The sequence below is a fragment of the Streptomyces sp. JW3 genome (assembly GCF_052216785.1).
In the GTDB taxonomy this organism is placed as follows: Bacteria; Actinomycetota; Actinomycetes; order Streptomycetales; family Streptomycetaceae; genus Streptomyces.
The window spans coordinates 44,920-68,240 of record NZ_JBQOUX010000034.1; the positions used below are offsets into that span (position 1 = coordinate 44,920).

20 protein-coding genes are annotated in these 23,321 nt (G+C 73.9%); 11 read left to right on the forward strand and 9 right to left on the reverse strand.

The window, feature by feature from the left end:
• Window positions 1–9: 9 nt before the first annotated feature.
• The gene (locus ACTT8P_RS16270) at window positions 10–3,021 is read right to left on the reverse strand and encodes a family 16 glycoside hydrolase (RefSeq protein WP_442832353.1); all 3,012 of its coding nucleotides are present in this window, start codon (window positions 3,019–3,021) and stop codon (window positions 10–12) included.
• Window positions 3,022–3,270: 249 nt separating this feature from the next.
• Between ACTT8P_RS16270 and ACTT8P_RS16275 the strand changes: the two genes are divergently transcribed.
• Both ACTT8P_RS16275 and ACTT8P_RS16280 read left to right on the forward strand, forming a co-directional pair.
• Window positions 3,271–7,257 carry a metallophosphoesterase gene (locus ACTT8P_RS16275; protein ID WP_442832354.1) on the forward strand — a complete coding sequence of 1,329 codons (3,987 nt, stop codon included), beginning with the start codon at window positions 3,271–3,273 and terminating at the stop codon, window positions 7,255–7,257.
• Window positions 7,258–7,374: 117 nt separating this feature from the next.
• Window positions 7,375–8,511, forward strand: a complete 1,137-nt coding sequence (locus ACTT8P_RS16280; protein WP_442832355.1) for a HupE/UreJ family protein — start codon at window positions 7,375–7,377, stop codon at window positions 8,509–8,511.
• A 7-nt stretch (window positions 8,512–8,518) separates the two neighbouring features.
• On the opposite strand, the gene ACTT8P_RS16285 is transcribed toward ACTT8P_RS16280, so the two are convergent.
• Window positions 8,519–9,706 carry an FAD-dependent monooxygenase gene (locus ACTT8P_RS16285; protein WP_442832356.1) on the reverse strand — a complete coding sequence of 396 codons (1,188 nt, stop codon included), beginning with the start codon at window positions 9,704–9,706 and terminating at the stop codon, window positions 8,519–8,521.
• A gap of 112 nt (window positions 9,707–9,818) precedes the next feature.
• Here ACTT8P_RS16285 and ACTT8P_RS16290 point away from each other — a divergent pair, with 112 nt between their 5' ends.
• Window positions 9,819–10,286: a MarR family winged helix-turn-helix transcriptional regulator gene (locus tag ACTT8P_RS16290; protein ID WP_442832357.1), complete on the forward strand. Its 468-nt coding sequence runs from the start codon at window positions 9,819–9,821 to the stop codon at window positions 10,284–10,286.
• A 6-nt stretch (window positions 10,287–10,292) separates the two neighbouring features.
• On the opposite strand, the gene ACTT8P_RS16295 is transcribed toward ACTT8P_RS16290, so the two are convergent.
• Window positions 10,293–10,970 (reverse strand): uracil-DNA glycosylase, encoded by a 678-nt coding sequence (locus ACTT8P_RS16295; protein ID WP_442832358.1) that lies wholly within the window; start codon window positions 10,968–10,970, stop codon window positions 10,293–10,295.
• A gap of 55 nt (window positions 10,971–11,025) precedes the next feature.
• Here ACTT8P_RS16295 and ACTT8P_RS16300 point away from each other — a divergent pair, with 55 nt between their 5' ends.
• Both ACTT8P_RS16300 and ACTT8P_RS16305 read left to right on the forward strand, forming a co-directional pair.
• Window positions 11,026–12,069 (forward strand): N-acetylglucosamine kinase, encoded by a 1,044-nt coding sequence (locus tag ACTT8P_RS16300; protein ID WP_442832359.1) that lies wholly within the window; start codon window positions 11,026–11,028, stop codon window positions 12,067–12,069.
• A 137-nt stretch (window positions 12,070–12,206) separates the two neighbouring features.
• Window positions 12,207–13,130 (forward strand): sirohydrochlorin chelatase, encoded by a 924-nt coding sequence (locus ACTT8P_RS16305; protein ID WP_442832360.1) that lies wholly within the window; start codon window positions 12,207–12,209, stop codon window positions 13,128–13,130.
• Between the two features lie 147 nt (window positions 13,131–13,277).
• Here the strand turns inward: ACTT8P_RS16305 and ACTT8P_RS16310 are convergent, their stop codons facing one another.
• Both ACTT8P_RS16310 and ACTT8P_RS16315 read right to left on the reverse strand, forming a co-directional pair.
• On the reverse strand, window positions 13,278–14,312 hold the full coding sequence (locus ACTT8P_RS16310) for a lactonase family protein (RefSeq protein WP_442832361.1): 1,035 nt from the start codon (window positions 14,310–14,312) through the stop codon (window positions 13,278–13,280).
• 106 nt (window positions 14,313–14,418) lie between these two features.
• The gene (locus tag ACTT8P_RS16315; RefSeq protein WP_442832362.1) at window positions 14,419–15,942 is read right to left on the reverse strand and encodes an FUSC family protein; all 1,524 of its coding nucleotides are present in this window, start codon (window positions 15,940–15,942) and stop codon (window positions 14,419–14,421) included.
• Between the two features lie 260 nt (window positions 15,943–16,202).
• Here ACTT8P_RS16315 and ACTT8P_RS16320 point away from each other — a divergent pair, with 260 nt between their 5' ends.
• Together ACTT8P_RS16320 and ACTT8P_RS16325 are read left to right on the forward strand one after the other, a co-directional pair.
• The gene (locus ACTT8P_RS16320) at window positions 16,203–16,682 is read left to right on the forward strand and encodes an Lrp/AsnC family transcriptional regulator (RefSeq protein WP_442832363.1); all 480 of its coding nucleotides are present in this window, start codon (window positions 16,203–16,205) and stop codon (window positions 16,680–16,682) included.
• A 96-nt stretch (window positions 16,683–16,778) separates the two neighbouring features.
• The gene (locus ACTT8P_RS16325; RefSeq protein WP_361172646.1) at window positions 16,779–17,519 is read left to right on the forward strand and encodes a DUF4142 domain-containing protein; all 741 of its coding nucleotides are present in this window, start codon (window positions 16,779–16,781) and stop codon (window positions 17,517–17,519) included.
• Between the two features lie 20 nt (window positions 17,520–17,539).
• Here ACTT8P_RS16325 and ACTT8P_RS16330 read toward each other — a convergent pair whose 3' ends face one another.
• Window positions 17,540–18,289 (reverse strand): LysR substrate-binding domain-containing protein, encoded by a 750-nt coding sequence (locus ACTT8P_RS16330; RefSeq protein WP_442832364.1) that lies wholly within the window; start codon window positions 18,287–18,289, stop codon window positions 17,540–17,542.
• 113 nt (window positions 18,290–18,402) lie between these two features.
• On the opposite strand from ACTT8P_RS16330, the gene ACTT8P_RS16335 reads away from it, so the two are divergent.
• The gene (locus tag ACTT8P_RS16335) at window positions 18,403–18,792 is read left to right on the forward strand and encodes a DUF5997 family protein (protein ID WP_442832365.1); all 390 of its coding nucleotides are present in this window, start codon (window positions 18,403–18,405) and stop codon (window positions 18,790–18,792) included.
• A gap of 9 nt (window positions 18,793–18,801) precedes the next feature.
• Here the strand turns inward: ACTT8P_RS16335 and ACTT8P_RS16340 are convergent, their stop codons facing one another.
• The 3 genes from ACTT8P_RS16340 to ACTT8P_RS16350 all read right to left on the reverse strand — a co-directional run bounded on the left by ACTT8P_RS16340 (window position 18,802) and on the right by ACTT8P_RS16350 (window position 20,982).
• Window positions 18,802–19,293: a DUF1360 domain-containing protein gene (locus ACTT8P_RS16340; RefSeq protein WP_442832366.1), complete on the reverse strand. Its 492-nt coding sequence runs from the start codon at window positions 19,291–19,293 to the stop codon at window positions 18,802–18,804.
• A 31-nt stretch (window positions 19,294–19,324) separates the two neighbouring features.
• On the reverse strand, window positions 19,325–19,729 hold the full coding sequence (locus ACTT8P_RS16345) for a DUF2267 domain-containing protein (protein ID WP_442832367.1): 405 nt from the start codon (window positions 19,727–19,729) through the stop codon (window positions 19,325–19,327).
• A gap of 71 nt (window positions 19,730–19,800) precedes the next feature.
• Window positions 19,801–20,982 carry an MGDG synthase family glycosyltransferase gene (locus tag ACTT8P_RS16350; protein ID WP_442832368.1) on the reverse strand — a complete coding sequence of 394 codons (1,182 nt, stop codon included), beginning with the start codon at window positions 20,980–20,982 and terminating at the stop codon, window positions 19,801–19,803.
• Between the two features lie 177 nt (window positions 20,983–21,159).
• On the opposite strand from ACTT8P_RS16350, the gene ACTT8P_RS16355 reads away from it, so the two are divergent.
• The 3 genes from ACTT8P_RS16355 to ACTT8P_RS16365 all read left to right on the forward strand — a co-directional run.
• The gene (locus ACTT8P_RS16355) at window positions 21,160–22,011 is read left to right on the forward strand and encodes an SDR family NAD(P)-dependent oxidoreductase (protein WP_442832369.1); all 852 of its coding nucleotides are present in this window, start codon (window positions 21,160–21,162) and stop codon (window positions 22,009–22,011) included.
• 37 nt (window positions 22,012–22,048) lie between these two features.
• Complete coding sequence (locus tag ACTT8P_RS16360; RefSeq protein ID WP_442832370.1) at window positions 22,049–22,948, forward strand: DMT family transporter; 900 nt, start codon at window positions 22,049–22,051, stop codon at window positions 22,946–22,948.
• A 126-nt stretch (window positions 22,949–23,074) separates the two neighbouring features.
• On the forward strand, window positions 23,075–23,321 hold a 247-nt coding region (locus ACTT8P_RS16365; RefSeq protein ID WP_442832371.1), incomplete at its 3' end, for a polysaccharide deacetylase family protein.

Here is a 23,321-nt window from a genome sequence, read left to right on the forward strand (position 1 = left end):
GACACCACCTCAGCCCAGCGGCCGCACCTGGATGTCGCGGAACCGCACGGTGTTCCCGTGGTCCTGCAACCGGATCGCCCCCGCGGCCGGGGTCTCCGGCCGTCCCGCGGCCGTGGGGCCGTCCAGGGCCACGTCGTCGTGGACCGTCCGGCCGTTCCACACCACCGTCACCCGGGCGTCGGCGGTCTTGTCGCCGTCGTCGTCGAAACGGGCCGCCCGGAAGACGATGTCGTACGTCTGCCAGGTGCCCGGCGCGGTGGCCGCGTTGACGTCGGGTGCCTTCTTCTCGTAGAGCGCCCCGGCCTCGTTGGCCGCCGGTGTGGTGTCGCCGTAGGAGTCGAGGATCTGGAGTTCATAGCGGTCCTGGAGGTAGATGCCGCTGTTGCCGCGGTCCTGGCCGGTCACCTCCGGGGGCAGTTCCGGTACCCGGAACTCCACGTGCAGCGCGAAGTCCTGGTAGGCGTCCTTGGTGCGCAGGTCGCCGCAGCACACCTCCATGGACTTCTCGTCCGCCAGCGGCCAGGCGGTGGGCCGGCCGTCGGTGTGCTGCCACTGGGCCTGCGCGGCGGCGGTGCCGTCGAAGAGGGTGACCCGGGCGCCCTTGGGGTGCACGGTGATCAGGTCGAGGTTGACGTGTCCGGTGTCGCCGGGGTCGTAGAGGTAGGAGACCTTGTTGTGTCCGGCGCGCAGGGTCAGCCGCTCGGTCCTGGTGGACCAGGTGTCCCAGTCGCCCGTCGAGGGGAGCCGGGTCTGGCGCAGCTTCTTCCCGTTCGCGTACAGGGAGAGGGACTTGGTGCCCTGGAAGGGGTTGGGGCCGTTGGAGTAGCGCAGGCCGACGTCGTAGGTGCCCTGCTTCGGGACCGTCACGTCGAAGGTGGTGGCGGCCTTGCCCTCGGTGGCGTAGCGGTCGACGAAGCCGCTGCCGGAGTAGCCGGTGTGGTCGGTGTGGATGCCGGCCGTGCCGGTGAGGGTGGCCTCCTCGGCCTCGTACAGAGTGGCGGCGGGCGGCTGCTTGCCGGGCAGCTCGTTGAGGGTGTACCAGGCTTCCGTGCTCCAGAGCGTCTCGCCGGACGCCGAGGCGAAGGGGCGCGGCGAGCGCAGGTGCACCACCCGGTCCGGCTTCAGGCCGTCCAGCCGCAGCCGGACGGTGCGGCCGTCGGCCGAGAGGGTGGCCGAGCGGACGGCGAGCCGCTCCTCGGCGATCTTGGGGCCGCCGTAGTCGGCGGTCGGGGTGTAGCGCCACTGCTCGGCCTCGTAGCGCGCGGTGAGTTCGGCGGCGGTCTGGGCGGAGAGCGGCTGGGTGTAGGTCAGGTCGAAGCCGCCGGGTACGGCGCGCATGGTCTTGACGTCGAAGGTGTTGCCGCCGTTGGGGGTCAGCTTCTGCAGGCCGAACTTGAGCTTGCCCTCCTGGCCCCAGTTGCCGTCGGCGCCCAGGCCGCCCGCGTAGATCGCGCCGTCCGGGCCGAGGGTGATCCGGTTGACGCCGGCCTCCAGGCCCTGGGTGTAGCGGAAGACGGCGCCCTGGTACTGGCCCTTGACCTGCTCCAGGTAGGCGCGCTGGAGACCGCCGTAGGTGACGTCACCGATCAGCATCTGGCCCGCGTACTGGCCCTGCTTCAGGTACAGCGGGGTGGAGGGCGAGTTGCCGATCTCGTTCTGCGGGAACCACAGCACCGGCTCGGTGACGGGGTTGGCGTCGAAGGGGCCGGCCGGCTCGGTGTAGTGGTTGAAGAAGCGGTCCTGCTTGATCTGGACGAGTTTGGAGGCCGGCAGCCAGCCGCCCTGGTTGTCGGTGGCGAACAGGTCACCCCCGGGTCCCCAGCCGATGCCGTTGGGGGTGCGCAGTCCGCCGGCCACCGAACTGATCTTCCCGGTCTTCTTGCTGACCTTGTAGGTGGCGCCACGGTTCGGCGCGGGCTGCGGGACGGTGGTGGCGCCACCCAGGTTGATGGCGACGGACAGGTTCACGTAGAAGTAACCGTCGCGGTAGAGCAGGCCGAACGCGAACTCGTGGAAGTTGCCGCCGTAGGGCCAGGTGGCCACCGTGCGGTAGTCGTCGGTGACCTCGTCGCCGTCCTCGTCGACGAGCCGGGTCAGCTCATGCTTCTGCGAGACGTACAGCGAGCCGTCGACGTACTTGATGCCCATCGGCTCGCGCAGTCCGCTCGCCACCTTCTTCACGGTGACCTGCTCGGCGCTGGTGGCCCCGGTGACGTGGTCCAGCAAGTACACCTCGCCGGCCAGGTTGTCGGTGCCGCCCCAGGTACTGATGGCCAGGCGCCCGTCGGGCAGCCAGTCCATGCCGCTGACCTGCGGTTCGAAGCCCTCGGGGCGCAGGTCGGTGAGGGTCAGGTCGGGGCGTACGGAGGTCAGCGGCAGGCCGTCGCCGGGGGTGTCGCGGCCCGCCTCGCACTCCTTGCGGCCCGGTGCGGTGACGCGGACGACTCCGGCGTCGGTGCTCAGTGCCTCGTTCGGTACGACGGTGAAGTCGGCGGCGCCGGGCGGGCGCCAGGACAGCCGCAGCTCCTGCCCGCCGGTGCGTTCGAAGTGGTCGATGCGGAACGGGTGCGGGCCGGCGGTGAGGTGGACGGTGCCGTCCTTCGGTTCGGCGCCGTGCAGTCCGTCGTGGTCGATGACCGTGGCGTCGTCGACGGTCAGCCGGGAGCCGTCGTCGCTGGTGAGGCGGAGGACGTAACTGCCCTCGCTCGGCACGTTCAGGTAGCCGGACGTCTCCGTCGTGAAGTTGTCGGCGAAGCCGCCGAAGTCGGCCTCCGTGGACCAGTCGACGGTCGGCATCAGCTGGTCGTGGTTGGGCGTCTGGCCCGGCTTGAGGACGCACAGCTCGTTCAGCGGGGTCTGCGTGTCGAAGACGCGCAGGGTGACGCCGGGCTCCTGGGGCGGGATGTCAGCGGGTGCGGCGGCGGTGGCGGTCGGGACGGCGTACAGGCCGCCGGTCAGGACGCCGGTGGCCAGCAGGAGTACGGCGCGTCTGCGCAGCCGGGGTAACAGGCGTGGGTGCATTGGTCCTCCGGGGGTGGGGACCGGACCGTGCCGGAAATCGCTCCGGTCGTGAGCGGTGTGGCTTCCGTTCCGCCGTCACGGTAGGAGACTTCTGCTTGACATGTCCACACTTTGTCATGGATGTGTTCAAAGTTGCCTGACATTCCTTCCCCCGCTCGTTCACAGGTGGCTCATGGGCGTTCATCTGACGTGCGCATGATCCGCTCTGGACGACAACACGCCTCGTAGCGACAGGAAGGACGGCTGCCGATGCGGCCAGCACAGCGACGAAGACGGCCGAGCGGCGGGTCCGCCGGACAGCGGCTGGCGGGTGCCGCGCTCGCCGCGCTCGTCCTCGTGGGCGGGAACGTGACGGCGGCGTACGCCGGTCCCACGACCGATCCGCACACCACCGACCGGCGGGACCCGACCGCCGGGGACGCGACCGCCCTGCCCGCCCTCACGCCCGCCGACGGAAGTTACCTGGAGGGCACCCAGGAGATCGAGGCGACCCCGACCCTGGCGGGCGACTCCGTCACCGGGCTCACCGTGGACGGGAAGGCCGTCGCGGCGGAGCGGACGGTCGGGGTCTCGCGGCTGAGTTTCGACGTCGGGTCCAACTCGACCGAGGCCCGTTACGGCAATTACGTGCTCGTCAACGGCGAGTACCGGGCGACCCTCGGTGACCTCGTCAACGAGCGCGGCACCCTCGAGATCCCGAACGAGCACCTGGTCAAGGGCGAGAACACGGTCCGGTTCGTGGCCGGTGCAGTGGAGACCTCGTGCGGCACGAACCACGACGACTTCGTGCTCTCCGACATCCAGCTCACGCTGCTCGGCGAGGTCGCGGACGGCGAGGAGAACGAGTACACCTACTCGTTCGGCGACGGCAGTTGCGGCTCCAACACCTCACTGCGGACCGAGGCGTCGCTGAGCTTCTTCGTGCTCGGCGACCCGAGCGGCACCACCGGGCTCAAGGGCGACCTCGACACCACGAAGCTGGCGGGCGGCGACCACGCGCTCACCGCGACCACCGCCTCGGGCAAGACCGTCACCAACAAGGTGACCGTCAACAACGCCCCGGCCGGCGCGCCCCGGCTGCTCCCGAAGGACGGCACCCTGGTCAAGGGCGAGCAGCCGGTGTTCGCCACCTTCCCGGCCGGCGCCGACGGCGAGGTCGCCTCGCTCACCGTGGACGGCACGGCACCCGCCGCGAAGCCGCGGTTGGGCAACGGTGCGGCGACCTTCTCCTTCGACGTCGGCGCCAACTCGATCGACGACAAGTTCGACAACTACCTGCTGGTCAACGGCAAGCGGATCGACCTGGGCGGCACCTGGGTCGGCCAGCATGTCGCCATCCCGGTGCCGGCCCGGTATCTGGTGCCCGGCGACAACACCGTCAAGGTGGTCACCGGTGACTACCAGGAGAGCTGCGGCGCCAACCGCGACGACTTCACGATCGGCGGCCTCGGTCTGGCCCTGGACGGCGCCACCGTCACCGGCGAGGACATCGCGGCCTCCTATGTGATGGGCGACGGCACCTGCGGTTCGTCGTCGACCGCGCTGCGCGAGGCCGAGCTGCACTGGACGATCGACGCCCCGGCGGTGCCGGTCGTGGAGACGCTCGGCTCCGGCACCGCCACCCTCGGGTTCACCGTGGGCGGCAACTCGATCGAGGCGCGTTACCAGAACCACGTCCTGGTCAACGGTCAGAGGGTGCTGCTGGACAGCGACTACGTCAGCCAGCACGTCGATCTCACCTTCCCCGACGAGTGGCTGGTGCCCGGCTGGAACACGCTCGATGTCGTCACCGGCGGCATCGACAGCACCTGCGGCGTCAACCGCGACGACTTCGTGCTCTCCGACCTCACCCTCACCCCGGCCGCCGGCACCGCCGAGGGGCGGCTGGTGAAGGGGTCGTACAGCTTCGGCGACGGCTCCTGCGGCTCCAGCGCCAACCCGCTGGCCGAGGTCGACCTGGAGTTCTTCGTGGACGGCCCCGCCGGGGGCCTGCGCACCGACCTGGACACCACGAAGCTCCCCGACGGCACCCACACGCTGGCCGCTACCGCCGAGTCCGGGCAGACCGCCACCCGCGTACTGGCCACCGACAACTCGGCGCCCGTGGTCACGAGCAGCACCCCGAAGGCCGGGCAGCGGCTGACCGCCTCGGTCGTGCTCGGTGTGCAGTTGGACGACTCCTCCGGTGTCACCGACGGCCCGGACATCGAGCTGGATGGCAAGGCGGTCGAGGCGGGGGACCCGATCGGCCCCGGTCTGAAGGCCGGGAAGCACACCCTCTCGGTGACCGCCACCGACGGCCTCGGCAACACCGGCACCCGCGAGATCGCCTTCACCTCGGCCGGCATCCCGGACGCACCGGCCGGGCTGACCCCCGCGGCCGGCACCACCGACGCCGGCCGGAACGTGAAGCTGTCCGCGAAGGTCGGCGAACCGGACGGCGGCGAGGTGACCGCCACCTTCGCCGAGGCCGACATCCTCACCCCGGACCAGGTGTACCAGGGCACGGCCACCGCCGTGCCGACCACCCTGAAGGTCAAGGGCGAGAAGAAGGTCAAGGCCGCGGGCCTGGCCCCGGCCGACGGACGCACCCTGGACGCGCCCGCCTCCTCCGACGTCACCTTCCAGCGGTACGACGTCGGGGTGACCGGCCGCGTCGACCACCCGGTGCTGCGCTGGGAGGGGGTCATCGACCCCGAGCGGCTGGCCGCGCTGCGGGTGTGGAACACCGGCACCCGGCAGTGGGACGTGGTCGGCAGCGCCCGCGGCGCCGCCGAGGGCAACACCGTCCTGAGCGCCGTACTGGACGACGACAGGTATGTCGACCGGCGCACGGTGCACGTCATGGTCACCGGCGAGGACCCGTTCGCCGACGACATCGACGCCGGTGACCCGGACTCCTTCGCCGACCCGGACTCGTACGACTTCTCGATCGTCCACCACACCGACACGCAGTACCTCTCCGAGGGCGCGGTCGAGCAGGAGACGGCGGCGGAGCGCGCGGTGTGGGAGAAGGCGTACGGGGACGTCGACCGCTGGATCGTCGCCAACCAGGACGAGCGGAAGATCGCGTACGTCGCGCACACCGGCGACATCATCGAGAACAACATCCGCAAGCCCGCCACCGAGGCCCTCCAGCAGCAGGTCGTCGGCGAGCTGGAACTGTCCTCGAGGCAGCAGCGGATCCTGGACGACGCGGGCATCCCGAACGGCGTGATCGCGGGCAACCACGACAACCAGTCGGGCACCGAGAACGGCCCGGACGCCCTCTACAACCAGTACTACGGTCCGGACCGCTACCAGGCGCTCGCCAAGGGCTGGGAGCACGCCAGTTACGGCGGTCCCTGGCAGCCGGGCGACAACCAGAACCACTACGACCTGTTCTCGGCCGGCGGCCAGGACTTCGTCGTGGTCGGCCTGTCCTACGGCGTCACCCGCGAGGAGGCCGAATGGGCCGACTCGGTGTTCGAGCGGTTCTCCAACCGCAACGGCATCCTGCTCTCGCACGACTACCTCGCGCCGAGCACCAGCCCGGACGGCCGCGGCGCCGCGTTCTCCGCGCCGGACGGTTCGATGCTGTACAAGACGGTGGTCCAGGACAACCCGAACGTGTTCCTGATCCTCGCCGGCCACGAGCACGGGGTGGGCACCAACGTGAAGCCGAAGGTCGGCCAAATCAGCCATGACGTGGTCGAGCTGCTCGCGGACTACCAGTTCTACACGGTCTCCGCGGACCGGCTCGGGCTCACCGAGGTGGGCGGCTACCAGCCGGACGACCAACTCCAGTTCGGCGCGAGCTTCTTCCGGATGCTCCAGTTCGACGTGGACCGCTCCGAGCTGACCGTCGACACCTATTCGCCGCTGCTCGACGAGTTCGGCGCCACCGAGTACGACACCGACCACCGGTACGACGGCACCGAGGACAACATGGTGCTGCCGATCGACCTCCAGTCCCGCGCGACGACCTTCCGAACCGACTCGGTCGCGCTGTACGACCCGGTCGGCGTGATCGGCCGGGCCAAGGTGAAGTCGGGCGAGGCCGCCTCGGTGACCTGGCGGAACCTGAAGCCCGGCAGCACCCACGCGTGGTTCGTCACGGCCCGCTCCAGCGGCGGCGGTGTCACCGCCTCCCCGCCGAGCGTCTTCGTGACGAAGGACGCCGACGGGCGCCCGGGCCACTGGGGCCCCGGGTCGCCGTACTACGACTGGTTCGGCCACCTGGAGGACCGGGGCTGATCCCCGTAGGAGCGGACTGACCCCGTAGGAGTACACCCCGCTCCCCCGCCGCCCGGACCGGACCGGTCCGGGCGGCGGGGCCACCGACCGCCATCAGACATCGGAACCGGGCCCGCCATGCGCCGCACCTCCACCGCCCTCCTGCTGACCGTGCTCGCCGCCGTCCTCCTCACCGTCCTGCCGCGCGCCACCCCCGCCGCCGCCCACGACGCCACCTCGACCGCGTACGCCGAGATCACCGGCACCGCCGACCGTCCCGAGGCCAGGCTCGACCTGGAGTACGACCTGCTGATGAAGTCGGCCTGGCTGTACGCCGAGGCGTACCAGGCCCGGGAACGCGACGAGCAGCTGCGGCAGTTGGCGCAGCACGCCGACGCGGTCGGCGCCTACGTCACCGGCCACTTCGGGCTCGTCCGCGGTGCGCGGGCCTGTACCGCCCGTCCAGCCGGCGACGCGGACCTGCGCAGCCGCGGCGGGCGCGCCTTCGCCGTCGTCACCCTCGACTACACCTGTCCGGCCGGCGCCGACGAGCCGGTCACCGTCGCCAGCGCGCTGTTCCCGGACGCGGAGAGCTTCGTCCACAGCACCCGGACGATCGTGCACTACGACGTCGGCGGCCGGCGCGGCTCCCAGGTCCTCACCCCCGCCGCGGCCTCCCTCACCCTGGCCGGCGCGGACCCGGCCGCGACGACGCACCAGGTGGGGGACTTCTTCGTGCTGGGCACCGAACACCTGCTGTTCGGCCTGGACCACATCCTCTTCCTGCTGTCGCTGCTGCTCGGCGCCCGCTCGCTGCGCGACATCGTGCTCACCGCGTCCGCGTTCACCGCCGCGCACAGCGTCACCTTCCTGCTGGCCGCGTGCGGGGTGGTCGAGGTGCCGGCGGGTGTGGTGGAGCCGGTGATCGCCGCGTCCATCGCGGTCGTCGCCCTCGCCAACGTCCTGCTGCGCGACCGCGCGCGCAATGCCCGCTGGCGGCTGCCCACCGTCTTCGTCTTCGGCCTGGTGCACGGGCTCGGGTTCGCCGGCTCCCTCGGCATCGACGAGAGCTGGTCCTGGGAACTGCTGCTGTCCCTGCTCAGCTTCAACGTCGGCATCGAGGTGGTGCAGCTGGGCATCATCGCGGTGGTCTTCCCGCTGCTGGCGCTGTTGCGCCGGGTCCCCGCGCACCGCTGGGCGCTGCCCGCGCTGACCGCGCCGATCGTGCTGGTCAGCTGCTACTGGGTGTGGGACCGGGTGACACAGGCGGCTTGACGGGGCGTCAGGTCAGGTCCTCGTACTCCGGCAGGACCAGCGCGTTGTAGGCGGCGCGGCCCCGTTCCTCCGAGGGCAGGGCGGTCCGGCCGCGCAGCGCCTGGTCGCGGGCGTCCAGTTCCTCCTGGGTGCGCGGGGTGACCACGGTGCCGCCGGTGGTGGCGAGGGCCTGGTTCAGGGTGACGAACTGGCGCAGGGTCTTCTCGTAGGCGGTGAACGCCGCGGTGTGGTCGGCGTGCGTGGCCAGTTCGCCGGCCAGGACGTAGGCGCCCACCAGGGAGAGGCTGGAGCCCTGGCCGGAGAGGAAGGAGGGCGCGTGCGCCGCGTCGCCGGCCAGCGCGACCCGGCCCTTGGACCAGGCGGGCAGGTGGATCTGGCTGACTATGTCGAAGAACAGGTCGTCCGCCTCGCGCAGGGCGGCCACCAGCCGGGGGATCTCCCACCGCCGGTCGGGGAAGGTGGCGGCGACGAGGTCGCGCTGCGCCTGCGGGTCGCGGAACGCGTCGAACGGGGGCTCGGCCCGGCCGAAGAAGAGGAAGCCGTGGATCCGCTCGCCCGGCTCGTAGGCGTACAGCGCGGCGCCCCGGTCGGGGACGTTCCAGACCACCGCCTCGCGCTCCAGTGCGAAGTCGTTGGGCAGGGTGAAGCCGGCGAAGGCGCGGCCGAGGTAGCGGTGGTAGGGCTGTTCCGGGCCGAAGACCAGGCCGCGGGTGTGGGAGTGCAGTCCGTCGGCGCCGATCACCAGGTCGAACCGGCGGCGGGCGCCGCCGCGGAAGGTGACGTCGACGTGGTCACCCCGGTCGTCGAGGGTGGCGATGGAGTCGTCGAAGAGGTACTCCACCGAGTCGCGGGTGAGCCGGTACAGGCCCGCGGCCAGGTCGCCGCGGCGTACTTCGAGGTCGCGCTGTGCGTCGGACCCGACGACGGTGTCGGTGTCCAGCGCGGCGATCGGCGCTCCCTCGGTGTCGAGGAAGGTGATCCGGCGGGTGTCCACGTGCGCCCGGCGCAGTTCGGGCAGCAGGCCCATGCGCTCGACGACGCCGAGCGCGGTGCCGCGGATGTCGATGGCGTAGCCGCCGCCGCGGACGGCGGGCGCCTTCTCCACGACGGTGACGTCGAAGCCGTGGCGGTCGAGCCAGTAGGCCAGGGCGGGGCCCGCGATGCTGGCACCTGAGACGAGAACGGAGCGGGTCATGACATACCCTTCGCGTGCGTCGCATCGGAAAGATGCGTACCTTAGTTATCTTTCTTTCGGGACTATATAGATACCTGAGTTAGGTATGCAAGCGAGTGGGAGCATGGAGGGCATGGACGACGTACGGGAGGTCCTCCCGCATCTGGCCCAGCTGAGCAACGCGATCAATCGCGGGCGGCTGACCGAGCAGGCCATGGACCGTGCGGGGCTCGCCCTGGACCGGCCGGCGATGACGGTCCTGCTCTCCGTGCACCTGGCCGACCGGCCGCTGCGGATCGGGGAGATCGCCGAGCGCATGCAGGTGGTGGGGCCGCATGTCACCCGGCAGGTGCAGGAGCTGGAGCGGCGCGGCCTGGTACGGCGGATCGCCGACCCGCACGACCGGCGGGCCAGTCTCATCGAGCCCACCGAGGAGGGCGCGGCGGCCACCGACCGCTACACGACGACGCTGATGGGCTGGTTCACCGAGGCGATCGGGCACTGGCCGGAGCAGGACCGGGCCGACCTCGGGCGGCTGCTGCGGCGCCTGGTCACCGACGTCTCCGCGCGGCTGACCGCGCTGGACGCCGACGAGGGGTGACGGACCTTACGGCAGGCGCCAGTCCACCGGCGCCGCCTCCTGCCGGGCCAGGAAGTCGTTGGCCCGGCTGAACGGGCGGGAGCCGAAGAAACCGCGGTCGGCGGAGCGCGGGGAGGGGTGCGCGGACTCGATCACCGGGTAACGGTCCAGGTGCGGGCGCAGGTTGCGGGCGTCGCGCCCCCACAGGATGGAGACCAGCGGCCGGCCGCGCTCGGCGAGGGCGCGGATCGCCTGTTCGGTGACCTCTTCCCAGCCCTTGTCGCGGTGCGAGCCGGGGTTGTTCGGCCGGGTCGTCAGGGCCCGGTTCAGCAGCAGCACGCCCTGCCGGGTCCACGGGGTGAGGTCACCGTTGGACGGCTGGGGCAGGCCCAGGTCGCTCCCCAGTTCCTGGAAGATGTTGATCAGGCTGCCGGGCAGCCGGCGCACCTCGGGGGCCACCGCGAAGCTCAGGCCGATCGCCATCCCGGGGGTGGGATAGGGGTCCTGGCCGACGATCAGGACACGGACGTCGTCGAAGGGCTGCTGGAACGCGCGCAGGACATTCGGCCCGGCCGGCAGATAGGTGCGGCCGGCCGCGAGTTCGGACCGGAGGAAGTCGCCCATCGCGGCGACGCGTTCGGCCACCGGTTCCAGGGCCTTCGCCCAGCCGGGCTCGACGAGTTCATGGAGAGGTCGTGGTGCCACGGACAGTCACTCTACTGGCCTACGCGGGGCGTTTTCGACGGTAACCTTCACCGCCGTGACGGACGGACATCTCGCGGTGGACTCCGGCGGCTCGGGGCTGCGGGTCGCCGTCGGGGCGCGCGGTGGCGGTGCGCCGGTGCCGCGTGTCTCGCGGGAGCCGGTGCGGACCGGCGCGCGGGGCCTCGATCCCGGGCATCTGATGGCCCAACTGGGGCCGCTGGCACGGGCGGCGGCCGCCGCGGCCGGGGTGGACCGGATCACCGTCGCCGTGGTCGGGGCGGCGGGGCTGGTCGCCCTGGGGGACGCCCTGCGGGCCGAACTGCCCGGTGCCCTGGCCCGGGAGCTGGGGGTGCGGACGGTGGCGCTCGCCTCCGACGCCGTCACCGCCTACGCCGGGGCGCTCGGTTTCCGGCCCGGTGCGGTGGTCGCCGCGGGGACCGGCGTGATCGCCGTCGGCACGGATCTGGTCCACTGGCGCCGCGCGGACGGCTGGGGGCATCTGCTCGGGGACTGCGGGAGCGGCGCGTGGATCGGGCGGGCGGGCCTGGAGGCCGCGCTGCGGGCGCACGACGGACGGGCCGGCGGCTCCGCGCCGCTGCTGGCCCGCGCGACGCGGCGCTTCGGACCGGTGCCGGGCCTGCCCGGCGCCCTGTACCCGCGCACCGACCGGGCCGCCGTGCTCGCCTCCTTCGCACCGGACGTGGCCCGGTGCGCGGCCGGCGGTACGGACGACGGTACGGCCAGCGGTACGGACGGCGGTACGGACGAAGGCACGGACAGCGGTACGGACGGTGACCCGGTGGCCGTGGGCATTCTGCGGGCCGCCGCCCGGCACCTCGCCGACTCCGCCGCCGCGGTCGTGCCGGACGGGCCGGGCGCCCGGGTCGCCGTCACCGGCGGGCTGCTGCGGCTCGGCGACGCCCTCACCGGTCCGCTGGAGGAGGAGCTGGCGCGCCGGCTGCCCGGGGTGCCGCGGGTGCCGGCCGAGGGCGATCCGCTGGACGGCGCGGTGCGGATCGCGACCGGCCTGGCGGACGGTTCGCCGGCCCTGCCGGCCGCCCCGGGAATGCTGTGGGTGACGAGTTCCGGGGGTGGCTGAGTCCGGTCTCCTGGGGAGGGGAAACATGCCGATGTCGGCCGATCCGTACATCACTCTTCAGACAAAACCGGACGGATACCGCTCACCTGGGCCCTCCCCGAACAGGGGAGCCCAGGAAGCCAGTAACATGCGGCGCCATGAGCTCCCCCACTGGGCCCGCGTCCGGCCTGCCAGTACGAATGCCGCGCCCCCGCCAGCCGGGGCGCCACCGCCGACCCGAGCCGCTGGTGGCTCCCGAGGGCGCGCCCGCGCTCGTCCTCGCCGTGCCGGGCACGCCGAGCAGTGCCACGCGGAGCCTGGCCGAGGAGGTCGTGAGCATCGCCCGCTCCGAGCTGCCCGGCCTGGACGCCCGGATCGGGTACGTGGACGGGGACGAGGCGGAGTTCCCGTCGCTGGCCGCCGTGCTGGCCCACGCGGCCGACGAGCGCGCCGCTCGCTTCGAGCAGGCGGTCGCCGCCGGGGCCGAGGTCAAGGAACCCGACGGTCCGGTCGCCGTCGTCGTACCGCTGCTCGCCGGGCCGGACAGCGCGCTGCTGCGCCGGGTCCGGCAGGCCGTGATGGACAGCCGGGTGGCGGCCGAGCTGACGGACGTACTGGGTCCGCACCCGCTGCTGGCCGAGGCGCTGCACGTGCGGCTCTCGGAGGCCGGTCTGGCCCGCGCCGACCGGGCCCGGCTGTTCACCGTGGCGACCGCGGCGGACGGCATCGTGCTGGCGTCGGTGGGCGGCGACGAGGCCGTGCAGGCGGCCGGGATCACCGGCATGCTGCTCGCCGCGCGGCTCGCCGTGCCGGTGATGGCGGCGGCGCTGGACCAGGAGGGCTCGATCGCGTCGGTGGCCGAGCAGTTGCGGGGCTCCGGTTCCCAGCAGCTGGCGCTGGCGCCCTACCTGATCGGTCCGGAGATCGAGGCGACGCTGCTGGAGGCGGCGGCCAAGGAGGCCGGCTGCTCGGTGGCCCAGCCGCTCGGCCCGTACCCGGCCATCGGCAAGCTGGCGCTGGCCAAGTACACGACGGCGCTGGGGATCACGCCGCCGCAGCCGCAGGGGACGCCGGTTCGCTGACGGCCAGATGACGGGTGAGGGCTCGCTCGCCGGTTCGACTGGCCCGGGGAGCGGGCCCTTCGGCGTGCCCGTGTCCGTGTCCTGGTCCTGGTCCGTGTCCTGGTCCGTGTCCTGGTCCGTGTCCTGGTCCGGTACCCGTGTCGGCGGCTACCCGAAGATCACGCAGGAGGCCGCCGGGACCGGGATCGCGCCGGCCCGGCGGGGCAGGCCGGTGGCCTCGTCCACCGCGAACCAGGTCACGTTCCCGGAGCGCTCGTTGGCCACGTAGAGGAAGCCGTCGGCCTCGGCGAGCGCCCGCGGCCAGTGGCCCCCGCAGGGCACCGTGCCGGCCGGGCGCAGCGTCTCGCCTTCGACGGCGAACACCGTCAGGAGGTCCGCGCCGCGGGTCGCGGTCCACACGAACCGGCCGTCGGAGGAGACCACCACGCCGGACGGGTGGACGTCGCCGGCCGGGGCGCCGGGCAGCACCGGGACCTCGGTGAGCGGGCGCAGCGCGCCCTCCTCGGCGTCCCAGCGGCAGACGGTGACGGTCGGCGCGAGTTCGTTGACCACGTAGGCGCGGGCGCCGTCCGGGTGGAAGGCGAGGTGCCGGGGCCCGGAACCAGGACGCAGGGCGGACTCCCGGTGCACGGCGGGAGCCCCGTCCCGGAGGGTGCACACGCGTACCGAGTCGGTGCCGAGGTCCACGCTGACCGCCCAGCGGCCGCTGGGGTCGGGCTGGACCTGGTGGGCGTGCGGGCTCTGCTGGCGTGGCGCCTGCGGGCCGGAGCCGGTGTGCCGGAGCACGCCGGAGGCGGTGCGGGCGAGGGTGCCGTCGGGCCGGACGGGGACGGCGGTGACGCTGCCCGAGCCGTAGTTGGCGGTCAGGACATGCCCGCGGTACAGGCTGAGGTGGGTGGGTCCGCTGCCGTCGACGGACACCCGCGGCCCGGCCGGGACGGGTCCGTCCGGGGTCACCCGGTAGGCGGCCACCGCGCCGTCGGCGGTCTCGCTGACGGCGTACAGCGTGTCCCCGGCGGGCGACAGTGCCAGGTAGGAGGGGTCGGGCAGGGCGTTCACGGCGCCCAGCGCGGTCAGCGCGCCGTTGTCCGGATCGACGGCCGCGGTGACGATGCCGGTGCCGCCGGCCGCCGTGAACGACCCGATGTACGCCCGCCGCTGCCGGCCCGTGCCCTCTGCCACCGCTGTCCCCTCTCGTCCCTGCCGACCCTGCCGACCCTGCCGTCCTTCGGGCGACGGTAGCAGCGGGCACCTCCGGTCCAGACCAGGTGACGGGTCCGGTGGTCGGTCAGGCCGCCCGGTCCAAGCCGAGCGGTGCCGGACCGCGCAGTGGCGCGGCGAGTTCGGCCAGCGCGTGCTCCAGGCCGTGCAGATGGACCAGGACCGGCTCCACCGCGCCCGTACGCCCCGTACGCCCCGTACGCCCCGTACGCTCCGTCCGCGCCGGGACGGCGCCGCCGGTGAGCGCCTCGACCGCGGCCGCCACCCTGCCGCACGCGGCGGGCAGCCGGGCGTCGTGCGAGGCCACCGGGTCGGCGGCGACGGCCACCAGGCCGTGGATCTCGCGGGCGCAGTCGTCGAGCAGCGCGAGCACTCGGCGGGCGCGCCGCTTGCGGGTGCGCAGCGGGTTCAGCGGGTGGGTCAGCGGGGCCACCGACAGCCGGACCCGGCCGAGCAGCCGCTCCAGTTCGGCCAGCCGCGGCGCCGGGTCGGCGTCCGTGTCGCCGGCGATCCGGGCGGCCGCCTCGGCGGTGCAGGCGTGCACGCAGCGCAGGGCCCGCTGGATCCAGCCGTCGGTGACGGCGTGGGTGGTGACCGGCAGCACCAGGAGCACCGCGAGCGCCGCGCCGAGCGCCCCCACCGCGGTCTCCGCGAGGCGCAGGGCGAGCAGGGCCGGGGTGAGGACGCCGAGCAGCCCGTAGAGCAGCTCGGCGAGGAGGGTGACGCAGAGCATCATCCAGGTGTACGACACGGCGGCCGAGTAGAAGATGCCGAAGACGCAGGCGGCGGCGAGGACGGCACTGGGCAGGGCGGCCCCGGCCACCGGGACGGCGACCAGCAGGCCGAGGCCGATGCCGAGCACCGTGCCGGCCACCCGGCGGAAGCCGCGTACCAGGGTCTCGCCGCGCGAGCTGGTGTTGACGAAGACCCACCAGGTGGCGCCCACCGCCCAGTACCAGCGGTCCCCGGACACCAGGTGCCCGACGACCAGGGCGAAGCCCGCGCCGGCCGTCGCCTGGAGGGCCTGGCGGGTGGTGCCGCGGGCCAGCCCCCGGCCGCCGGGCGGGGCGGGCACCACGGGCGCCGGGAGGTGGCGCTCGTAGCACCACAGTCCGAAGCGGACCGCCGCGGCGGTGGCCACGGAGAGCAGGACGGCGGCGTACAGGCCGGGGAGCTGACTGGGGGTGGTGTGCAGGAACTGGGCCACGAAGTAGGTCATGAAGGCGAAGACGCCGAGGCTGTGGCCGCGCGGGCCCCAGCGCCGGGCGTACACGCCCGCGCCGGTGACGGCGAGGAAGGCGAGGTCCCGGGCGACCGGCTGGTCGTGCAGGAGGGCCGCGACGGCGAGCACCGGCAGGCCGACGGCCGGCAGCAGCGCGGTACTGACCGCCTGGCCGCGCACGGTGGCGTCGGTGACGGTGAACAGCGCGAGCAGCGCGGCGAGCCCGCCCGCGACCGCGCCGGCCAGCGGCTGACCGGCGAGCCCGCACAGCGCGACGGCCGCGCCGATGCCGAGTACGGCCCGGACCGCGAAGCGCAGCCGCACCCGCCCCGGGTCGGGCGCGACGAACACCCTCTTCATGCTCTCCATGCTCTTCATGCTCTTCAGCAGCACTCGCCTCCCCCTTCGGATCACCGCTCGCGCCGACACCGAAAACGCTCGCGCGGACACCAAAAAAGCGCCGCGGGGTTCTCCGCAGCGCCATCGACCCTTCAATAGCAGCATCTCGTACGCCGCTGGCTCAAGTGTTCACTCATTCACTGGGCCATTGGTCCAGCACGGAGGGCTTTACGATGTCCAGGGGCCGGCCATCGGCCCAGCGGACCGGTACCGGGAGAGCGGAGGACGGCGTGGCCGTGGACGAGCTGGACACCCGCATCCTGCGGCTGCTGCTGAAACAGCCGCGCACCAGCGTCCGGGAGTACGCCCGGCTCCTCGGCGTCGCCCGGGGCACGGTGCAGGCGCGGCTGGACCGGCTGGAGCGGGACGGCGTGATCACCGGGACCGGCCCGGTCCTCTCCCCCGCCGCGCTCGGGCATCCGGTGCTGGCCTTCGTGCACATCGAGGTGACGCAGGGCCACCTGGACGAGGTGGGGGACGCGCTCGCGCGGGTCCCCGAGATCGTCGAGGCGTTCTCGATCACCGGCGGCGGGGACCTGCTGACCCGGGTGGTGGCCCGGGACAACGCCCATCTGGAGGACGTCGTCCAGAAGCTGATCAGCCTCCCCGGCGTGGTCCGCACCCGCTCCGAGGTGGCGCTGCGCGAACGGGTCCCGCACCGGCTGCTGCCGCTGGTGGAGTCGGTCGGCCGCACCCGCCGGGGGCAGTGACGCACAGCCGGGCGAGGTTTTGCCCGGGGCGGTGACTGATTCGCGGCGCGCGTGCGTATCTCCTGTTGTCCGCGCCCGCCCGACCCAGGAGGAACGATGCGCGTCACGCGCGCCACCGCGGGTACCGCCTTCGTGATCGGTGCCCTGCTCCTCACCCTCACCGCGCTCGCCTACCCGACCATGCTCGGGGTGCGGAACACCACCGGTGGCCCGGACCGTGTCATCGCCGACACCCGGTACGGTCCGCTGACCGAGGCGGACCGGGACTTCGTGGTCAAGGTGCGGGCCGCGGGGCTGTGGGAACACCCGCTGGGGCTGCTGGCCATGGAGCGGGGGACCACACCGGAGATGCGGGAGGCCGGTGAGCACCTGGTGGTGGGCCACGCCCGGCTCGACGCCACCTGCCGCAAGATCGCGCCGGAACTGGGCATCGTGCTGCCCAACCGGGCCTCGCCGCAGCAGCAGCAGTTCGTGGCGACCGTGGAGGGCACGACGGGCAAGCAGTTCGACACCACGGCGGTCAACATCATGCGGGTGACCCACGGGCAGATCTTCCCGGCCATCGCCAAGATCCGCGCCAACACCGAGAACAGTCTCGTGCGTCAGCTGGCCGACCAGGCCAACGACACCGTCCTGGACCACATCACCGTCCTGGAGAAGACCGGGCTGGTCAACTTCGACCAGGCCAACCTCCAGCAGACCGCCCCGCCGCAACTGCCCGCGGCCCAGGTCACGCCGCCGGCCCCGCAGCCGGGGGAACCGGTGGTGTCGCTCACCGAGCCGCCGGGACTGGAGGTGAACACGACGTCGCCGACGCCGAGTGCCAGTGCCGGCTGAGGTCCCTCCGGAAGGCCGGCCTAGGAACGGCGGCGGGGCTTGCCGCGCCGGGCGCCGCTCTTCGCCCCGGTCTGCTTGCCCGCGCCGGGTGTGCGGTGGCCGCCGCCGCGCCCGGTCTGCTTCTTCGGGTCGGACTTGCGCGGCTGCGGCGCGGCCTGCGCGCGGCCCCGGGTGCTGTTCACGGTCCGGCCGCGGACGATGCCGATGAAGTCCTCCACCAGGTCCGTGTGCGCGTCCTGGGGCCAGGACAGCGCCACCGCGGACTGGGGGGCGTCGGTGACCGGGCGGTGCGTGAGGTCCTTGCGGTGGTGCAGGCGGGCCAGCGACAGCGGCACGACGAGCACGCCCACCCCGGCCGCCACCAGTTCGACGGCGTCGGCCGTGGTGGCGGGGCGTTCCAGGGCGGGCCGGCCCGGCCGGGTCTCCCAGGCCAGCACGTCGTCCAGGGGATGGAACAGGATCTCCTCGGCGAGATCGGCCACGGTCACCTCGTCGGCGGCCGTGACGAGGTGGTCCTTGGGCACCACCACGACCGTCGTCTCGGTGTAGAGCGGGATGGCGCTGAGGACGTCACGGTCGACGGGCAGCCGCACCAGGCCCGCGTCGGCGTCGCCGGCCAGCAGCGCGCCGGCCGCCTCGGCGGCGCCCAGCTGGGCCAGGGACAGCGGGACGCCCGGTCGCCGCTCGCCCCAGATGCGCACCCACTTGCCGGGCATCACCCCGGGGACGTAGGCGAGACGGAACGGGTCGGGGGCTGGCGAGGCTGTCACCGGGCCAGGTTACCGGCCCGCGCACGGGCGCAGCCGCGCCCGAGGGCCGTCCCGGCCACCCTCCGCTCACGGTGTGGTCGGCGGTCGGTCGGCTGATCGATACCCTGGACGCCATGACCGAGCACCAGAACACCCAGACGATGAAGCCCGCCACCGCGGCGAAGAAGCTGGGTGTGTACCTCGACGCCACGCCCACCGAGTTCCAGGAGGGCACCGTCTCCCGCGCCGAGCTGAACGCGCTCCAGGCCGAGCCGCCGCAGTGGCTGCGCGACCTGCGGCGCGACGGCCCGCACCCGCGGCCGGTGGTCGCCGCCAAGCTGGGCGTCTCCATCGCCGGGCTGCGCCGCGGCGGGGTCGACGAAGCGCTGACCACCGGGCAGATCGAGGCGCTGAAGCAGCAGGACCCCGAGTGGCTCCAGCGGGAGCGCGCCGTGCAGGCCGACGTCCGCAAGGAGGAGGCCCGGGTGAAGAAGCTGCACGCCGAGCGCGCCGAGCAGTCCTGACCCGGCGGCTCAGCCCTCCGCCTTCTGCTCCGTACGGCTCCACGCGTACTGCAGCCAGTCGGACAGCGCGACGGCGCTGAGGCCCGCGCACACCAGCCGGGCGGCCCGGGGCGTCCAGGCGTACGAGGCGACCAGCCCGCCGGCCACCCAGGCCGAGGTGCAGAACGGGCAGGAGACGAGGTCGCCGACAGCACGCCGCAGCCCGTCGCCGCGCGGCGCGTCGTTGACCTCGGAGCCGTGGCTGTCGGCCTCGCGCCGGGTGAAGGGCGCCCGCAGGAAGCTGGTCACCTTGTCCTTGGTCAGCAGCCGGGACGCCTTGAAGGTGGCCGTGCCCAGCAGCGCCAGGTCCCAGGGCGGGACCCCGTCGGGCAGCCGCACCCCGCGCCGGTGCGCCGTCCACGCGAACACGCCCACGCCGGTGGCGAAGGTGGTCGCGAGGGCCGCGTACCCGCCGAGCGGCGTGCCCTCCTCGTCGCCGTAGACCCGCTCGCCGTCCGTCATACATGCCTCCCTGTGGCCCTCTCGCCGTCCGTCATCCGTGCCTCCCCGTGGCCGTCTCACCGGTCCTGCCGAACAGGTCCGCCCAGTCCGGCGGCAGTTGGTCCAGCAGCTGCCCGACCTGGCCCGCGGAGACCGTGTCGGCCACCGTGGACAGGACGGCGCTGGAATCCCATTCCGCGGTGCGCGGGCGCGCGCCGGTCTGCTGCGCCACCCGCCGCAGGAACTCCGCCCGGTCGAACGACTCGGGGCGCCCGCGTTCCAGGCGCAGCGCCTCGTCCAGCGGAGCGGGCAGCTGCGCGGCCAGCTCACCCGCCTCCTCGGGCACGATCCGGGAGGCGAGGACCCAGAGGACCGCTTCGGTGACCTGTTCGGCCTCCTCCTGGCTGTGGTACTCCCCGCGGTCGCGGACCTGGGTCAGGAACTCGTCCACCCTCACGACGTGCCTCCTCGGCTCGATCTTCCGCACGGGTGCCCGCCCCCCGGACGGAGTAACCGGCGCCGCCGCGTTCATCCGCGTCCGCGCGCCGTCCGGGCCGGGCCGGAGGCCGGATCGAACGCCAGGCCGAGTGCCAGGTCGACGGGATCGACCCGGAAGAGGGCCTGTCCGGCGGCGGTGCGGGCGCGGCGGGCGGGGCCGTCGGGAGTGAGCCGGCGCAGCGCGGCCAGCAGGTCCGCGTCGTCCGCGGCGGCCTCCGAGACGCCCAGCGCGGCCATGGCCCGGACGCCGTCGGTGCCGTGGCCGGGGATCGGCCGGTGGCCGACGACCGGCAGTCCGGCCGCGAGCGCCTGTACGGCGGTCTGGCCGGCCGCGTTGTCGACCAGGGCGCGGGCCGTGCGCAGCAGACCGGGCATGTCCGTCACCCAGCCCAGGGCCAGCGTGCCCGGGACGCCGGACAGCCGGCGGCGCAGCCGCTCGTCGGCACCGCACAGCACCACCGGCAGGAAGCCGTTTTGGGCCAGCAGCCGGGCGGTGGTGTCCAGGTGCGAGGCGACGCCCCAGGCGCCGGAGGCCAGCACCACCGGGGTCCGGCCCCGGCCGTGCCGGGCGAACAGCCGCCGCCAGCCGTCGGCGCCCGGGGCCTCGGCCCGGAACGCCGGGTCCACGACGGGACCGCAGGCCCGGGCGGGCACCCCGGTGCTGCGGTGGGCCGCGCGGGCGGAGGCGTCGGTGAGACACAGGTAGTGGTCGTTGCCCGGGTGCAGCCACTGCCGGTGCGGCACGAAGTCGATCACGAGCACGGCGCTGGGCAGGGACAGCCGGCCCCGGGCCCGGAGATGGCCGGTCAGCTGGGCGCCGAGGTGGAAGACCGGGACCACGACGTCGGCCGCCGTCCGCTCGGCCAGTTCGCTCAGCCGGTCGCCGGCCAGCCGGGCCAGCGGGGTGCCGCTGGGGCGGCGGCCGGGGCCGGGGCGCAGGAACAGCCGGTACAGGGCGGCGTACGCCCAGGGGAAGTGCCGTACCGAGCCGCGGTAGAAATGCCGCAGCCCGGCGCCGAGGCCGTACGGCAGCAGCGTGAGCACGTCGACGACCACGGCGTCGCCGCCGCGGGCGCGGGCGCGGCGCACCAGTTCGGCGGCGACCGTGTCGTGGCCGGCGCCCATCGCGGCGCTGAGCACCAGCAGCCGTCCGGCGGGCGGCGGGGGCACGGGGGCCGGCCGGCGGGGCGGGGACGGGCTGCTGGGGCGCACGGCGGTGGGAGTAGCCCGTACATATCCTTTGAAACCATGACCCCCTCAAATCATGACAAAGACGGCGTTTCGGTTGATCCTGTCGGGATACCCCGTCTTCGCCCGTCCCGCCGTCCCGCCGGACACCCGAGCGCCGACCGCTCCTACGGTGAACGGCCCGCAGCCGAGGTGGTTGGCATGGTCTCTGCGTTCTCCCGCCCCCGGTCCCCGGCCGCGCCGCCGGCCGCCGCGCCCGACGCGGCCGCCGCGCGCTCCCCGCGGCGCACGGACCCGGCGGGCACCCGGACGCGTACGGCGCTGGTGACCGGGGCCTCCTCCGGCATCGGCGCGGCGCTGGCCCGGCGGCTGGGGGCCGACGGCTCCTGGGACCTGGTGCTGACCGGCCGCGATCCGGGGCGGCTGCGCGCCGTCGCCGACGACTCGGCGGCCTCCGCGCTCGCCGTCGACCTCACCGCTCCCGGTGCCGACCGCCTGCTCGCCGACTTCACCCTGGCGACCGCGGGCCGGGTGGACCTGCTGGTGGCCGGTGCCGGGATCGGCTGGGCCGGGGAGTTCCGGGACATGCCCGCGCCCGCCATCGACGAGGTGGTCGGCACCGACCTGGTGGCCACGCTGCGCCTGGTGCGGCTGCTGCTGCCCGGCATGGTGGCGGCGGGCAGCGGGCGGGTGGTGATCGTCGGATCGCTGGCGGGCTGTGTGGGGGTGCGGGGCGAGGCGGTCTACTCCGCCGCCAAGGCGGCGCTCGGCACCTTCGCGGACGCCCTGCGCCTCGAACTGCGCGGGACCGGGGTGGGCGTCAGCCATGTGATCCCGGGTGTCGTGGACACCCCCTTCTTCGAACGCCGGGGAGCGCCCTACCAGCGGTCCCGGCCCCGTCCGGTGCCGCCGGAGCGGGTGGCCGACGCGATCCGGGACGCGGTCGTGCGCGGGCGGGACGAGGTGTACGTGCCGGGGTGGCTGCGGCTGCCGTGCCGGGTCCGGGGGGCGGCGCCGGGGCTGTACCGGCGGCTGGCCGCCCGGTTCGGATGAACGGGCGGCCGGGACGGGCGAGCGGGGGTGCGCGGCGGTGAGTGCGCTCACCGTCGTCCTCGCGCTGTTCGCGGCGCTGTCCAACGCCGCCGCGTCGGTGCTCCAGCGGCGGGCCGCCGCGCAGGACGCGGACGACGCCCCGCCGGGCCACCCGGTCCGCTGGCTGCTGCGGCTGGTCCGGGATCCGTACTGGGTCGGCGGCGCGGCGCTGCTCGCGGTGACGACCGTGCTCCAGGCGGCGGCGCTCGCGGTGGGCAGTCTGGCCGTCGTCCAGCCGCTGATGGCCAGTGAGCTGCTGTTCACCCTGGTGGTCGGCAGCGTGGTGTTCCACCATCGGCCCGATGCGACGACCTGGCTGGCGTTCGGGGCGCTGGCCGTGGGGCTGGCCCTGTTCCTGGGCGCCGCCTCGCCCTCGGCGGGCCAGGACACCGCGACGCCGGGGCGGTGGGCGGCGGCCGGACCGGCGGTGCTGTGCGCGGTGGCCGTGCTGGCCGCGGCCGGCCGGCTGACCCGGGGCGCGCCGCGTGCCGCGCTGTTCGGCGCGGCCTCGGCGGTGGCCTTCGGGGGGACGGCGGCGCTGCTGAAGGAGGTCACCGGACGGTTCCCGCAGGGCGTGGCCGCGGTACTGACCCAGTGGCCGCTGTACGCCACGGCGGTGGTGGGCGTACTGAGCTTCCTGCTGCTGCAGAGCGCGCTGCGGGCGGGCACGCTGGCCGCCTCCCAGCCCGCGCTGACCCTCGGCGACGCGCTGACCAGCGTGGCGCTGGGCTGGGTCCTGTTCGGGGAGGAGATCGCCCTCGGCATCCGGATCGTGCCCGAGGTGCTTGGGGTGGCGCTGATCGGCCTCGGCAGCCTGGGGCTGGCCCGCGCGCCGTCGGTGCACGGCACCTGGGACACGGCGGCGGCGGCCCGCGACGGTGACGGCCGGGCGCCATGACCGGCCCGGCCGACAGTACGGAGTCGGCCCGATGGCGGGCAGGCGTCCCCCACCCCACCGAAGCACCCCACCGAACCACACCACCTAAGCACCACCCCGCCCCACCACACCGATCAGGAGTCCCGGATGAGTGACCGGTACCGCGTGCTGCGCGCGGCGAGCGCCCTGGTGCCGTTGGCCGCGGCGCTCGCCCACATCGGTCCGGCCGCGACCTGGCTGCCGGGGCCGCGGCGCCGGCTGCTGCCCGGGCTGGCCGGTCGCGGCCGTCCCGGGCACGTCGCGCTCACTTTCGACGACGGACCCGACCCGGCGTCCACCCCGCGCTTCCTCGACGTGCTGGACGACCTCGGGGTGCGGGCGACGTTCTTCGTCC